Raw genomic sequence first — 15110 nt, 5'->3', positions numbered from 1 at the left:
TTCCTCCAATGTCCGCAGTAGTACCTTTGCATGTTCGCCCGGCCCTTGCCGGCTGGCGTCCGCTGTTGAACCTGAGTCTCATGCTGAGCCTGAGCGCCAGCCCGTTCTTCATCTCATCCAGCCAGGCCGAGGAAGCGGCCCGGCGCAGCTACCAGGTGCCGGCGGGCAGCCTCAGCGCGGCGCTGACCCGCTTCGCCGGGCTGGCGGGTGTCAACCTGTCGGTGGACCCGGCCCTGGTGAGCGCTCGCAACAGCGCCGGGCTTTCGGGAGAGTATGGCGTGGAGGAGGGCTTCGCCCGGTTGTTGCAAGGCTCCGGCCTGCAATTGCAACCGGTGGGCGAACAGGCCTACATCCTGGCCCCAGCACCGGAGGGCGGCAGCCTGCAACTGGCGCCCACCTCGATTCTCGGCGCCGCCAGCTCGGAGGAGGGCGAGGCGTATGCTGGCGGTCAGGTCGCGCGTCGTGGCTCCCAGGGCTTGCTGGGCTCGCGCGACTTCATGGAAACGCCGTTCAGCATGACCACCTACACCAGCGAGACGGTCAAGAACCAACAGGCCCGGACCCTGGGCGACCTGGTCAACAGCGACCCCTCGGTGCGTGCGACCAACCCGGCGGGTGGGCGGTATGAACAGTTCACCATTCGCGGCTTCAGCCTGTTCAACAGCGATGTGGCCTACAACGGCCTTTACGGCATCCTGCCGACCTATACGATCGACATGGAAATGGCCGAGCGCGTCGACATCCTCAAGGGACCGAGCCAGCTCATCAACGGCATTTCGCCGCGAGGCAGCGTAGGCGGCGGGATCAACGTGGTGCCCAAGCATGCCACCGACAAGCCCATCACTTCGTTCACCGGTAGCTACGCGTCCAACAACCAGCTCGGCGGTGCCGTGGATGTCGGTCGACGCTTTGGCGAGGACAACAAGTTCGGTATTCGCTTCAACGGTGTGAAACAGTCCGGCGATACCGAATGGGATCACCAGAGCGTGGACCGTGAGATGGCCGTGGTTGGCCTGGATTTTCGCGGTGAGCGGCTGCGTGTCTCCACGGACATCGGCCACACCGAGCGCGATACCGACGCGCCGCAGGAACGTGTGCAGGTCGGCGCCAACGCACAGGTCCCCCATGCCAGCGATGTGCGCAGCAACTATGCCCAGCCCTGGAGCAAGGCACGCACCAACGACACCTTCGGCATGGTGAACGCCGAGTACGATGTCAGCGACTCGACGATGCTGTATGGCGGTGTCGGTGCGCGTGAGAGTCACCATGATTTTCTTCGGCATAATGTTTCGATCACCAATGATGCAGGCGATTTCACTGTTTCCCCCCGTGATTTCTCTCGGGATGAAAGTGTCCGTACAGCCAATGTCGGGGTGCGCAACTGGTTCCACACCGGGCCGGTAAGTCATGAAGTCAACCTGGCCGCCAGCTATTTCTACATGGACTTCACCAACGGCGGCGCCCGCTATGCCAACGGCAGCAGCAACCTGTATGACCCGGTGGAAACCACGACGCCAGGCACTCCTACGCGCAAGGATGACAAGGTCTACACCGAGAACCATTTCAGCGGTGTGGCGTTGTCCGACACCCTGGGCTTCTTCGATGACCGTTTGCTGCTGACCCTCGGCGCCCGCTGGCAACGGGTGGAAGTGGACGACTGGGCTGCGGGCGTCAAAGGTGCAACTGCCTATGACGAGGAAAAAGTCTCGCCATCGGGCGGCATCCTGTTCAAGGCCACCGACAGGTTGTCGCTGTACGCCAACTACATGGAAGGCCTGAGCCAGGGCAAGATCGCGCCATCAACCTCGATCAACGAGGATGAGATTTTCCCGCCGTTCATCAGCCGCCAGGTCGAGGTGGGAGCCAAGTACGACGCGGGTCCGTTCGCCTTGACTACGGCTCTGTTCCGGATCAAGCAGCCGGCCTACGCGACCGACGCCACGACACGTGTCTTCGGCCCCAATGGCAAGCGCGAAAACAACGGCGTGGAATTGAGCGTATTCGGTGAACCTCTCAAAGGTACCCGCCTGCTCGGTGGTGTGATGTACATCGACAGCGAGCTGACCGACACCACTGGCGGCACTTACGATGGCAACCGTGCGCCGGCCACGCCCAAATACAATGTCAACCTGGGCGCCGAATGGGACGTGCCGACTGTGCAGGGCCTGACCTTGACCAGTCGCGGCATCTATTCCAGTTCGCAGTACCTGGATCAGTCCAACACCAAGGACATCGATTCCTGGGTACGCTTCGACGTCGGTGCACGCTACGGCTTCAAGGTCGATGAAAAGAACATCACCCTGCGTGCCAACGTCGAGAACGTGGCGGACAAGCGCTATTGGAGTTCGGCCGGGGCGTCGGATGACAGTGAGCCGGGCCTGACCCTGTCGACGCCGCGCACCTACCTTCTGTCGGCTACCGTGGATTTCTAACACCGCTGTACAGCTCCATGGAGGGAGCTGTTTTTCTATCGTCATATATCGCTTGGATATAATTGATATTAATCTGCAATTGTCGGAGGTCTGTCATTCGATATAAAAGCTGATTAAACGGCTTTCGGTACTGATATTAAATTGCCTTTCTTCTATACGTTTATTCCTGAATACTCCAATTCACTTCGGTGAACTCCTCCTGCGCGTTATTCCAATAACAATCGAATCCGAAACTTCCAATTTATTTGAAATAAATATTGCGCTCATCAGCGAATGAGAATAATTTGCATATCGGGACTTAATCAGGATTGATTCTCATGTTGAATGAAAGCGTTGCACGCATCGATTCTTTGCAGAAGGACAATGCCCATTATCTGCGCCGCCAGGGCCAGTTCGAATCCAATGTGCGCAGTTACCCGCGCAAGTTGCCCCTGGCCATCGCCAAGGCCCATGGCGCATGGGTGACGGATGTGGAGGGCAAGACCTACCTCGACTGTCTGGCGGGAGCCGGGACTCTGGCCTTGGGCCATAACCACCCGGACATCATGGCCAGCATCGATTACTTCATGTCCTCGGGCCTGCCGATGCATACCCTGGACCTCACCACGCCGCAGAAGGACGCCTTCAGTGAAAAGTTGTTGAGCCTGTTGCCTGGGCAGGGGCGTGACTACTGCCTGCAATTCTGCGGGCCGTCCGGGGCGGACGCGGTGGAAGCGGCGCTCAAGCTGGCCAAGACGTTCACCGGGCGCAGCAGCATCATCAGCTTCAGCGGCGGCTATCACGGCATGACCCATGGTGCGTTGTCGGTAACGGGCAACACCGGGCCGAAAGACGCCGTGGCATCCTTGATGCCGGGCGTGCAATTCATGCCGTACCCCCATGAATATCGCTGTCCGCTGGGCATCGGCGGCGAAGCCGGGATCGAAGCGCTGGGCTATTACTTCACCCAGTTCATCGAGGACGTCGAAAGCGGAGTGTCGCTGCCGGCGGCCGTGATCCTCGAGGCGGTGCAGGGCGAGGGCGGTGTCAACTGTGCCCCGCCGCAATGGTTGCGCCGCATCCGCGAGGTCACCCAGCGGCACGGCATCCTGCTGATCATCGATGAAGTCCAGGCGGGCTTTGGCCGCACCGGCAAGATGTTCGCGTTCGAGCACGCCGGGATCGAGCCGGACATCATTGTCATGTCCAAGGCCGTGGGCGGTGGATTGCCGTTGGCCGTGCTGGGCCTCAAGCGAGAGTTCGATGCGTGGCAGCCGGGCGCCCACACCGGTACATTTCGGGGCAATCAGATGGCCATGGCCACGGGCCTGGCGACGCTCAATACCCTGCAGCAGCAGGATTTGCCTGCCCAGGCCGAACGGCGTGGCGCCTGGCTCAAGACCCGGCTGGTAGCACTGCAGCAGCGTTATCCGGCCCTCGGCCAGGTACGAGGTCGCGGGTTGATGCTCGGCATCGAAATCGTCGATGAGCGCCAGTCCCCTGATCGGCTGAACAGCTATCCAGGCGACCCTACCCTTGCTGTGGCCATCCAGAAACACTGCTTCGATCACGGGCTGTTGTTGGAACGGGGAGGACGGCAGGGCAACGTGATCCGCTTGTTACCGCCGTTGATCATCGATGATGAGCAATGTGCACTGGTAATGGAACGATTTGAACAAGCTCTGCAATCTGCACTTTCACAAGAACGTCATTAAACAATTATTCGATACATACGTGGCGATGTAATTCATATCCGTCACTTGATAAACAGCGCTAAACAATTTTCCCGAAAGTTGGGAAGGCGGGCACCTATTGTCCTGGCGCTGAATAAACGAACTTGCCCAGACATGAAGTCATCCGTAACCCGCAGGTTACGAGGAGTAACTATGCAATATCCTGATCGTACCGCTTTATCCCACCGCGTCAGCGAATTGGCCAGTACCCGCGCCTTGCTCAATTGTCTGATCAAGGAATTCGCATTGCCGGAAAACTGCCTGGATTATCACTGGCCCCAGGATATGCGTGGCATTGCCCCCGGAAGTTACCTGGAAGGGCTGCAGTCGAAGGGAATTCCCTTGACGATCAGTCTGCCCAACGGCCAGCAGTTCTTCGTGCTGGTGGATCGTTGCGACCGTCTCGGCAGCCATCGCTACCTGTCCGATGTCTATGCGCGGCAGGGCGATACGTCGTGGAGCAACCTGCCGTTCCCCGAGTTCGTCGCGCAACTGCTCGGCGCCTGTGAGCACATGACCTGCGCCAGCAACGAAGAGCTGCTCGAACAGGTGCTGCAAAGCCAGTCGCTGACCGCCGCCATCGTCGCCCACAACATCGACGGTGCGGGGCCGGCGCCGTTGAGCAACTACCTGGCCAGCGAGCAGGGGCTGTGGTTTGGTCATCCGAATCATCCGGCGCCCAAGGCGCGGCTCTGGCCGGCCCACCTGGCCCAGGAAACCTATGCCCCGGAGTTCCAGGCGCGGACGGCACTGCACCTGTTCGAGGTCCCGCGCGAAGGGCTACGGATCTCCGCCAACGGGCTGACCGAAGAACAAGTGCTGGCCGGGTTCGCCGACCAGAGCCGTGCCCGGCCGGGCCGGGCGATCATTTGCCTGCACCCGGTCCAGGCACAGCTGTTCGTGCAGGACCGGCGGGTGCAACGGCAACTGGAAATGGGCGAGCTGCGAGACCTGGGCACCACCGGTGCACTGGCTAGCCCGACGGCCTCCATGCGCACCTGGTACATCGAAGGGCATGACTATTTCATCAAGGGCTCGCTGAACGTGCGCATCACCAACTGCGTGCGCAAGAACGCCTGGTATGAGCTGGAAAGCACCCTGATCATCGACCAGTTGTTCCAGCGCTTGCAGCAGACCCAGCCGCAGACCCTGGGTGGCCTGTCCACCGTGGCCGAACCGGGCTCCTTGAGCTGGGCGCCCAAGCAGGCGAGCGACGCCGACAGCCACTGGTTCCGCGAGCAGACCGGCGCGATCCTGCGCGAGAACTTCTGCCGTCGCGGCGGCGCGGAAGTGAGCATCATGGCCGGTACGCTGTTTGCCCGGGATATCCATTCCCAGCCGCTGGTCCATGAATTCCTGCAAGGCTTCAACGGCCAGGCGCTGGAGGACGGGCAACTGCTCGACTGGTTCGACCGCTACCAGGCGCTGCTGCTGCGTCCCGTGCTGGCGCTGTTTTTCAACCACGGTGTGGTGATGGAGCCGCACCTGCAGAACAGCGTGCTGATCCACGACGACGGCCAGCCACAGCAATTGCTGCTGCGGGATTTCGAAGGGGTCAAGCTGACCGAGGAACTGGGCATGTCCGGTATTGAGGTCGGCCTGCATCCTCGCGTGCGCCAGTCGTTGGTCTATAGCCGTGAACAGGGCTGGAGTCGCATCAGTTACTGCCTGCTGATCAACAACCTCTCCGAAGCAGTGCTGGCCCTGAGCTGGGAACGTCCGCACCTGGCCCCGTTGATGTGGGAACGGGTGACGCGTCAGTTGCGCAGCATTCGTCAGGAACTGGTACGGCCGGCGCCGGAACTGGATGCGTTGATCGCCGGCGAATCGATTCCCTGCAAGACCAACTTGAAGGTGCGCCTGGCCGCCAAGGCCGATCGTCAGGCCGGTTACGTCCGTCTGCGTTCGCCTTGGGGCGAGGAGGTGCGTTATGCGTGACCTGCCCGAAACGGTAATGGCCGCCATCGATGTGGCTCGACGCACCAGCGAAGACCCGCTGGCGCTGTTTGTCTATGACCTGGAGGCGCTGACCCGGCATGTCAGCGAGGTGATGGCTGCGTTGCCTGCCGGAGTGGAGCTGTATTACGCAATCAAGGCCAACAGCGAAGCGCCGATACTCGCGACCCTGGCGCCCCTGGTCAGCGGTTTCGAGATTTCCTCGGGCGGCGAGATCGAGCGGGTCGTGGCGTGTCCGACGCGCAAGCCCTATGTGTTTTCCGGTCCGGGCAAACTCGATTCGGACCTGCGGGCTGCCCTGGAGAACCGGGTCGAGGCGATCCACCTGGAAAGCCTCAATGAAATCGACCGTCTGCAACGTCTTGCGCAGCAGGTCGGTCGTGTCCAGCCGGTATTCATCCGCATCAACCCTCAGTTGCCGTCGAGCCTGTCGAGCAAACTGGCGATGGCCGGCACGGCGACGCCCTTCGGTATCGACGAAGCGGAACTGCCCGAAGCCGTGCGGCGGGTGCAGGCGTTCAGTCACCTGAGCCTCAAGGGTTTCCATGTGCATGCGATGTCCCACCAGAACTCGGTGGAACGGCACGAGCAACTGTTGGATTTCTACCTGCACCGCTGGTCTGAATGGAAAGCGCTGGCGACCGGGAATGAGCAACCGACCCACTTGAACGTCGGCGGCGGCATCGGCGTCGACTACCTGAGCGGGCAGCGCTTCGATTGGCAGCGTCTGTGCCGGCACCTGGGCAACTCCCTGGCGCAGCATGAGCAGCCACCGGTGGTGCGTTTCGAACCCGGCCGTTTCATCAGCGCATTCTGTGGTTACTACGTGATCGAAGTGCTGGACACCAAGACCAGCCACGGCGAGCACTTCCTGGTCTGTCGGGGTGGCACCCATCAGTTCCGCCTGCCGGCGGCGCAAAGTCACGATCACCCGGTCATCCACCTGCCACGTCGGCGCAAGCCGCAGCCCGATACCGCTCAGACCTGGACCGTGGTCGGCCAGTTGTGCACGCCCAAGGATGTGTTGAGCCGCGGCCGTCAATTGCAGGGGGCCGAGGTGGGTGACTTGTTGGTGCTGCCCATGGCCGGCGCCTATGGCTACAACATTTCCCACGCGGACTTCCTGTGCCATCCGCGTCCGCAGCAACAGTTCGTCGGCGCTACCGCCTCTGGGGCACGGTCGTGACGGTGCCGCGTCACTGGGTGGTGATCAACGTCATGTTGGGCACGCTCACGGTCAGCCTCAATAACAGCTCGCTCAACCCGGCGTTGCCGGCGTTCATGGCGGCGTTTGCCATCGGGCCGCTGATGGCGACCTGGATCGTCGCGGGCTTCATGACCGCCATGGGCATGACCATGCCGCTGACCAGCTTCCTCAGCCAGCGCCTCGGCCGCAAGCGCTTGTACCTGTGGGGCGTGGCGTTGTTCATCGGCGGTTCGTTGATGGGCGTGGTGGCTGACTCGATAGCGCTGGTGATCGCGGCGCGGGTGGTCCAGGGAATTGCCAGCGGGCTGATGATTCCGTTGTCCCTGGCGATCATTTTTTCGGTGTATGCCAAGGACGAGCGGGGGCGGGTCACGGGGCTGTGGAGTGCCGTGGTCATGCTCGCCCCGGCGGTGGGGCCGTTGTGCGGAAGCTTGCTGCTGGAGTGGTTCAGCTGGCGCTCGTTGTTCCTGATGAACGTGCCCATCGGGCTGTTGGCGCTGACCCTCGGCCTGGGTGTGTTGCCCGCTTCCGAACCGCCGGAGCGCAAGCCGTTCGATTTCGCCGGGTACCTGCTGATCGCCTCGGGCATCGGCTTGCTGATGGTCGCCACCAGTCGCCTGCATCACGCCGACGGCCTGCTGGATCCGCTCAACCTGGCCATGCTGGCGGCCGGCGCGCTGTGCCTGATCGCCTTCGTGCGCGTCGAGCTGAGCCGTCCGGAGCCGCTGCTCAACCTGCGGATCTTCAACCTGCGCGGCTACCGCCTGAGCGTGATCATTGCCGTGGTGCAATCGGTGGGCATGTTCGAGTGCCTGGTGCTGGTGCCGCTGCTGGTGCAGATGGTGCTGGGCTACAGCGCAATCTGGACCGGACTGGCGCTGCTGTGTACTGCCGGGTTCGCCAGCCTGTTCGGCCAGATGGGCGGCAAGCTGCTCGACCGGCACGGGCCACGGGCCGTGGTGTCGGCGGGCATGTTGCTGACCGGTGCATCGACCCTGGCACTGGGCATGCTCGGCCCGCAGGCCAGCATCGCCACGGTGTTCGTCTTGATGATGCTGCGCGGTGCCGGGCTGGGGCTTTCCTACATGCCGGTGACCACCGCCGGGCTCAACGCCTTGCCGGAGCCGATGGTCACCCAGGGCGCGGCGATGAACAACATTTCCCGACGCCTCGTGTCGTCGCTGGCCATCGTGATCGCCTCGCTCTGGCTGGAAATGCGCCTGGGCGCCGAGGCGGCTTCGGCGCTGCGAACCTCGGGCGCTGTCAGCGAAGTGTTTATCGCCACCGGCGTGCTGATCCTGTTGGCCTTGCCCTGCGCCTGGCGCTTCCCCATGCCGGAACGGGCGGCCGAGGCGCCGTCCGTGGCCCTTGAACAACGTTAATCGATAAGGAATTCCCATGACGATTTTTGAACAAGCCCCGCAATCTACCGCGCCAGGTGCCTGGCTGGCGGGCACCGATGCCGATGTCCGGGTAAAAGTCCAACAACGGGTGGTCGGTCAACTGCTGCAAACCCTGCTGTACGAAGACGTGCTGGCGTACCAATGCGAGCCGCTTGCGAACGGCCGGTATCGCTTCATCGTGCAAGGCACCGATGCCGCTCAACAACCGGTGCAATACCACTGCAACGGCCTGCGCAGCAGCAGTTTCGAGCTGATCCGCCTGGATCACGCCAGCCTTGAGCGCGTCGATGCCGCGGGCCAATCCCAGACACCTGACCTGCACCAGGCGCTGGCCGAACTGCTTGGCGAATTCGCGGGCAGCGCCCATCTGCCGCGCTTTATCCAGGAGCTGGAACAGACCCAGCTCAAGGATCTGCAATCGCGCAGCCAGGGCTACCGTGCACCCCGTGCCGCCCATCGGCTGGATGTGGATGCGCTGGAACAGCACTTCATGGACGCCCATAGTTACCACCCGTGCTACAAGTCGCGGATCGGTTTCTCGTTGCACGACAACACCCGCTACGGACCGGAGTTCGCCAACCCCATCGCCATCGTCTGGCTGGCCGTGGCCAAGTCCTGCGGCGCGATGAACCATTCGAACAAGGTGGATTTCGAGGCGTTCGTCCGTCAGGAAGCAGGGGAGCAGCGTCTGCAACAGCTGGCCGCGGTCCTCGAAAGCCGCGGTCAGTCGCCGGACGCTTACTGGGTGATTCCGGTTCATCCGTGGCAGTGGGAAAACACCATTGTCCCGACGTTCTACCCCGAGCTGCTCAGCGGCGAACTGATCTACCTGGGCACCTCGCAGGATCAGTACAAGGCCCAGCAATCGATCCGCACCCTGGCCAACGCCAGCGCGCCCGAGCGCCCGTATGTGAAGCTGGCGATGAGCATGACCAACACCTCCAGCACGCGCATCCTGGCGCGGCACACGGTGATGAACGGCCCGATCATCACCGACTGGTTGCAACAACTGATCGCCACCGACAGCACCGCCCGCGCCCTGGACTTCGTTATTCTCGGCGAGGTGGCCGGGGTCAGCTTCAGCTACGACCACCTGCCGGCCACCCGTGCGCCTCAGGCCTACGGCACCCTCGGCGCGATCTGGCGTGAAAGCATTCACGCCTATCTCAAGGCCGATGAACAAGCGGTGCCGTTCAATGGCCTGAGCCACGTGGAAAACCGCTACGGCCAGGGCGAGCAGTTGCCGTTCATCGATGTCTGGATCGCCCAGTACGGTTTGCAGGCCTGGACCCAGCGGCTGCTGGAAGTCACGGTGCCGCCGATCATCCACATGCTCTACGCCGAAGGCATCGGCATGGAGTCCCACGGCCAGAACATCGTGCTGATCACCCGGGACGGCTGGCCGCAACGCATTGCCCTCAAGGACTTCCACGACGGCGTGCGCTACTCCCCGGCGCACCTGGCGCGGCCGCAGCTGTGCCCGACCCTGGTGCCGTTGCCCGCCAGCCACGCAAAGCTGAACCGCAACTCGTTCATTCTCACCGATGACGTGAATGCGGTGCGGGATTTCTCCTGCGACTGTTTCTTCTTCATCTGTCTGGCGGAAATGGCGATTTTCCTGCACCAGCACTATCAGCTGGATGAGACCCGCTTCTGGCAGATGACCGCCGACGTCATCACGGCTTACCAGACTGCGCACCCGCAGCACCGCGAGCGCTTCGCGCTGTTCGATGTATTCGCGCCTTCCTATGAAGTGGAGGCGCTGACCAAGCGTCGCCTGCTGGGCGATGGGGAGCGGCGCTTCAAGTCGGTGCCCAATCCGCTGCACGCCTTCAGGCCGCTGCCATGCTGAGGACCAATCGCCTGAAGTTCAAGCTCGGTGCGGGGCAGGTCGCCTACGGCCTGATCAGTTCGATTCCGTCGGCCGTGGCGATCGAGCTGATCGCCGAAGCGGGCTACGACTTCGTGATCATCGACATGGAGCATGTGCTGATCAACCCGGAAACCGTGGAGCACATGATCCGCATGGCCGAAGCCTACGCCATCACACCCTTGGTGCGGGTGGCGGACCTGAATCCGAAAACCCTGCTGCGTCTACTCGACGGCGGAGCCCAGGGCATCGTGTTGCCGATGATCGAAAGCCCGGCGCAACTGGCCGATGCGATTGCCGCGTGCAAGTACCACCCGTTGGGACGGCGCAGCCTGAACGCCGGGCGCCCCGGTTCGTTTGGCAAACACAGCCTGGCCGAGTACGTGGGCCTGGCCAACGAGCAGATCATGGTGGTGGCGATGATCGAAAGCGCCGAAGGCGCACGGCGTGCGGCGGACATCGCGGCGGTGCCCGGACTGGACATGATTCTCGAAGGCGCGGCGGACCTGTCCCAGTCCCTCGGCACGCCCTGGCAGATCAACACGCCGGCGGTGCAGCAGGCGCTGCTGGAGACCTGGCAGGCGGCCTGCGATGCCGGCATTCCTTATTGCGCCATTCCCCGCCAACCCGACGACCACGCCCGCTGGCGTGCCCGAGGGGTGAACACCTTTGTACTGGGCGACGAGCGCGGCATCGCGTTTCGCGCCCTCCAGGGCCGCTTGGCCACACTTTCAGAAGGACATGAATCAAGATGACTCGCCTGACCTCTCACGCCCTGGCCCACGCCGCCGAAACCGTCATGCAGGATCTGGTGGATTGCTTGCTGGCCGAACACTTTTTCGGCAGTGAGCCATTGCCCCTGGTTGAAATCGGCGTCTGGCAGCAGGCCCATCCGAAAGCACCAGCGCTCGCCGGGCTGACCCCGCAACAGCGTATCTGGGATTGGTGCTACGACCCGACCGAACAGCGCTTCATCAGTATTGCCCTGCGTGCGGGCATCACTCAGCAGTGGGAAAAAGTGCCGGGTACACCGGTATTGGCGCGCCAGGAGGAGCAATGGAGCGTGCTCTCGCCGGAAGACTTCATGAAGCGCGTGTTCGGCTCGATGACCGAGCGCTTCAAGGACAACGATAAAGGTCTGGTGCTGTTTCTCGATGTGCTGCGCACCAGCGTCAAACAGACTGCACAGTCCCTGTCCCATGCGGTCGATGGCCGTGAGCTGATGGCCCAGGATCCGGCGACGTTTTTCCGCACCATGGAACAGTGGGCGTCGTTGCGCGATCGGCCTTATCACCCGTTGGCCAAAGCCAAGCAAGGGCTCGACGACGAGGAATACCTGCGTTACCAGGCCGAATTCGCGCGCCCGGTGGCCTTGAACTGGGTGGCGGTGGACCGCACGCTGTTGCTATGCGGTGAAGGCGTGGGGGATCTGACCCAGTGTTATCCGGCACGTTATCTGTTGCCTGAGCTTCTGCGGGTCCGGCTTGCCGAGGAAATGCAGGCACGGGGCCTGGCCGACAGCCACATCGCGCTGCCGGTCCATCCGTGGCAGTGGGAACATGTCCTCGACAAACAGTTGGGTGAGGTATTCGCCAAGGGTGACTGCCAGCGCTTGAGCTTCAACGAGGGCGACTTCTTCGCCACCTCGTCGCTGCGCTCCATGACGCCGTGTTTCGACAGCGCCGACTACCTCAAGCTGCCGATGGCCATCCACTCCCTGGGTGCATCGCGCTACCTGCCGGCGGTGAAGATGATCAACGGTGGCCTGAGCGAAGCCTTGCTCCACGAGGTCCTGGACAAAGACGCGACCCTGCGTCAGTCGCTGCACCTGTGCGACGAGGCCAAGTGGTGGGCGTTCATGCCGCCCGAGGCCACGCTGTTCGACGAGGCACCACGGCACCTGTCGGCCATGGTTCGTGGCTACCCGAGCGCGTTGCTCAACGACGCCGACACCCGCCTGCTGCCCATGGCCGCCCTGGGCACGCCGCTGCCGGGCAGCAACCGTCACTTCTTCGATGACTGGATGCAGTATCGCAACCTGCCGGCGGACGCCGAGTCGGTCATGACCCTGTTCCGTGAACTGGCCCGCAGCTTCTTCGATATCAACCTACGCATGTTCCGCCTCGGCATGCTGGGGGAAGTCCACGGCCAGAACGCGGTGCTGGTGTGGAAGGACGGCCATGCCGAGGGTCTGCTGTTGCGCGACCACGATTCGCTGCGGATCTTCGTACCCTGGCTGGAGCGCAACGGCATGGCGGACCCGGTGTACCGCATCAAGAAAGGTCACGCCAACACGCTGTACCACGAGCGTCCTGAAGATCTGCTGTTCTGGCTGCAGACCCTGGGCATCCAGGTCAACATGCGGGCAATCATGGACACCCTGGCGCAGGTCTACTCGATGCCGGTGAATGGCTTGTGGCAGGCCCTGCGGGACGTGCTGGACGAACTGATCGAGACCATCGACTTCGACCCCGAGGCCCGGGCGATGCTCAAGGCACAACTGTTCGACGCGCCGAACTGGCCGCAGAAGCTGTTGCTCACGCCCATGATCGAGCGGGCCGGCGGGCCGGGCAGCATGCCGTTCGGCAAGGGCGAGGTGGTCAACCCGTTCCGCCGGCTGTCGCTGGAGGCCTGAGGGCATGGCGGTCACTCGCGTGCTCGGAATAGAACCGGCATTCGCCGATGCTGCCTGCCGGTTTACGCCCGGCGAATGGGCCGTGCTCAGCGGCCCCTTGCGGTTGAAATCGGCCGGGGAGCGGGATTCGTCGCGTTCCCTGGCGGCCCATGAACTGCTGAATGGTGGAGTATGCCTGCGGCTGCTGGACGAGCTGACGCCGATCCTCGGCTCGCCGTCCCGGGCAATCACCGCCTCGCTGTTGAGCAAGCGAATAGCGTTCCTCACCACCAATGCTTGCCTGTATGCGCTGTCGGCCTGTGACAAGGGGCTGCGAATGTCCCTGGACAACAGCGTTATCGAATACGGTCACGACGAGGGACGCTGGACCTCGTCGATGCCACTGCTGGACCTTGAGCCCAGTGGCTATGCCGCTGGCGCGCGGGAGGCCTGGCGCGAAGCGTTGGTCGGCAGCCTGTTCGCCGGGCTGCTCAAGCCATTGTGGGACCGGTTCGTCCAGGTCAGCGGCATTTCCCGACGCATCCTCTGGGAAAACACGGCGGTGCGGGTCTATTCGCTGTATGAAAAACGCATGGACGGCCTGCGGGACCCGTCCACGCGCCGACGCATCGACGCCGACTTCGACTGGTTGCTGAACCAGGCCGATCCTGGGTTGTTCGGTCTGGATTACAACCCATTGCAGCATTTTCGTCGCGCGCCCATGCCGCTTGCCGAGGGAGGCTGTCGGCGGTTGCGGCGCACGTGCTGTTTCTATTACCAAGCGAGCAACCCGGTCGAATACTGTTCGGCCTGCCCGTTGCTGCGCAAGAGAACAAGACATGGATGATTCAATCTCGCCAGCGCAAGTCATTGACTTGCTGTTGGCACAGTACCGAGGTATCGCTTCGTCCACCCTGGGGCATTTCACCGACAGCGGTTACTTGCGGGGCATTCGCCCGCTGTTCGATAACCTGCGCATGCTCGGCAAGGTGGTCACGGTCAGGCTCTTCACGCCTGATGGCAGTGTCTTGCGCGAAGCCTTGCTGTTGAGCGAGCCAGGGGATGTGCTGGTGGTGGAATGCGTGGGTGACCCCGACTGCGCTTGCTGGGGAGAACTGCGCACCCTGGCCGGTCTGATCAAAGGTCTGGCCGGCGTCGTGGTGTGCGGCGCGGTGACCGATGTGGCCGCCTTGCGGGCCCATCGCCTACCGGTGTTCAGTCGTGGTGTCAGCGCATTCACGACCCGCAGTCTTGGGCTTGGCGGTGAAGTCAATCAGCCTATCCGGGTGTCAGGCGTCACCGTGCATCCGGGTGACATTGCCATCGGCGATGACGACGGTGTGTTCATCCTCGGGGTGCAACAGGCCATCGATCTGCTGCCCAAGCTGCTGGCGAAAGAGCAGGCTGATCGGCTGAAGAGAACCGAGTTTCTGCAACGGATCCGGCGCTGAGGCTGAGCCTCAGGCGTCGCGGAACAGGTCGTGGGCATCCAGCAGGCGCCAGGCGATTTCCGGGCGCTTTTCCAGGCCGCGGCGAATGGCGGCCGGGATCGATTGGCGAATCTTGCGACAGAGGCCGGGTTGCGCCTGGAACTCGATGGCGATGCCGCGCATGGTCCGGACTTCGTTGTAGCCCGGCTCGATGGTCAGGCGGATGCCGAGGTTTTCGTAAAGCCGCTGTTGCAACCGTTCGAGTTCGGCCAGGTCCTGGATGTTTTCCAGCCGTTCGAGCAGGCGCTTTTCTTCCTGGCGATTCAGGCAGAGGATGCGCAGGTCGCTGCCCGCCGTTTCCAGCAAGGCCTCGCGCCCGCAGTCGCAGACGCCAGGCGGGCAGGGGGGACGGATCGGAATCGACGCGGTCATGGGCTCCACAGGTCCGGGGTATGACGAAGCCACCGTTGAGTCCATCGGCGGCCC

Annotated in this window: 11 protein-coding genes; 10 read left to right on the top strand and 1 reads right to left on the bottom strand. The window is 62.7% G+C overall.

What is annotated here, in order from left to right; genetic code table 11:
- Positions 1-8: 8 nt before the first annotated feature.
- The 10 genes from FBX99_RS04430 to FBX99_RS04385 all read left to right on the top strand — a co-directional run bounded on the left by FBX99_RS04430 (position 9) and on the right by FBX99_RS04385 (position 14645).
- Positions 9-2432, top strand: coding sequence for a TonB-dependent receptor (locus FBX99_RS04430; RefSeq protein WP_145130745.1), 2424 nt, complete (start codon positions 9-11; stop codon positions 2430-2432).
- 317 nt (positions 2433-2749) lie between these two features.
- Positions 2750-4126, top strand: coding sequence for a diaminobutyrate--2-oxoglutarate transaminase (locus tag FBX99_RS04425; protein ID WP_144930451.1), 1377 nt, complete (start codon positions 2750-2752; stop codon positions 4124-4126).
- Positions 4127-4297: 171 nt separating this feature from the next.
- The gene (locus FBX99_RS04420; protein WP_144930450.1) at positions 4298-6082 is read left to right on the top strand and encodes an IucA/IucC family siderophore biosynthesis protein; all 1785 of its coding nucleotides are present in this window, start codon (positions 4298-4300) and stop codon (positions 6080-6082) included.
- Complete coding sequence (locus FBX99_RS04415) at positions 6075-7286, top strand: type III PLP-dependent enzyme (protein ID WP_144930449.1); 1212 nt, start codon at positions 6075-6077, stop codon at positions 7284-7286. Before FBX99_RS04420 ends, FBX99_RS04415 begins: the two co-directional genes overlap by 8 nt.
- The gene (locus FBX99_RS04410) at positions 7283-8689 is read left to right on the top strand and encodes a DHA2 family efflux MFS transporter permease subunit (RefSeq protein WP_256664117.1); all 1407 of its coding nucleotides are present in this window, start codon (positions 7283-7285) and stop codon (positions 8687-8689) included. Before FBX99_RS04415 ends, FBX99_RS04410 begins: the two co-directional genes overlap by 4 nt.
- A 16-nt stretch (positions 8690-8705) precedes the next feature.
- A complete protein-coding gene (locus FBX99_RS04405) occupies positions 8706-10562 on the top strand; it encodes an IucA/IucC family siderophore biosynthesis protein (RefSeq protein WP_145130741.1) in 1857 nt (618 codons plus the stop codon).
- Complete coding sequence (locus FBX99_RS04400; protein ID WP_144930446.1) at positions 10556-11335, top strand: HpcH/HpaI aldolase/citrate lyase family protein; 780 nt, start codon at positions 10556-10558, stop codon at positions 11333-11335. The genes FBX99_RS04405 and FBX99_RS04400 overlap by 7 nt, the downstream gene beginning before the upstream one ends.
- Positions 11332-13215, top strand: a complete 1884-nt coding sequence (locus tag FBX99_RS04395; protein ID WP_145130739.1) for an IucA/IucC family siderophore biosynthesis protein — start codon at positions 11332-11334, stop codon at positions 13213-13215. Before FBX99_RS04400 ends, FBX99_RS04395 begins: the two co-directional genes overlap by 4 nt.
- A 4-nt stretch (positions 13216-13219) precedes the next feature.
- On the top strand, positions 13220-14041 hold the full coding sequence (locus FBX99_RS04390) for an IucA/IucC family C-terminal-domain containing protein (RefSeq protein WP_145130737.1): 822 nt from the start codon (positions 13220-13222) through the stop codon (positions 14039-14041).
- Complete coding sequence (locus FBX99_RS04385; protein WP_145130735.1) at positions 14034-14645, top strand: RraA family protein; 612 nt, start codon at positions 14034-14036, stop codon at positions 14643-14645. The genes FBX99_RS04390 and FBX99_RS04385 overlap by 8 nt, the downstream gene beginning before the upstream one ends.
- A gap of 9 nt (positions 14646-14654) precedes the next feature.
- Here the strand turns inward: FBX99_RS04385 and FBX99_RS04380 are convergent, their stop codons facing one another.
- Positions 14655-15056 (bottom strand): hypothetical protein, encoded by a 402-nt coding sequence (locus tag FBX99_RS04380; RefSeq protein ID WP_144930442.1) that lies wholly within the window; start codon positions 15054-15056, stop codon positions 14655-14657.
- Between the last annotated feature and the right edge of the window lie 54 nt (positions 15057-15110).

This window comes from Pseudomonas sp. SJZ074, from assembly GCF_007828215.1.
GTDB lineage: Bacteria > Pseudomonadota > Gammaproteobacteria > Pseudomonadales > Pseudomonadaceae > Aquipseudomonas.
Note: the sequence above shows the minus strand (reverse complement) of the source record. Positions and strands in the feature narration are given on the sequence as shown.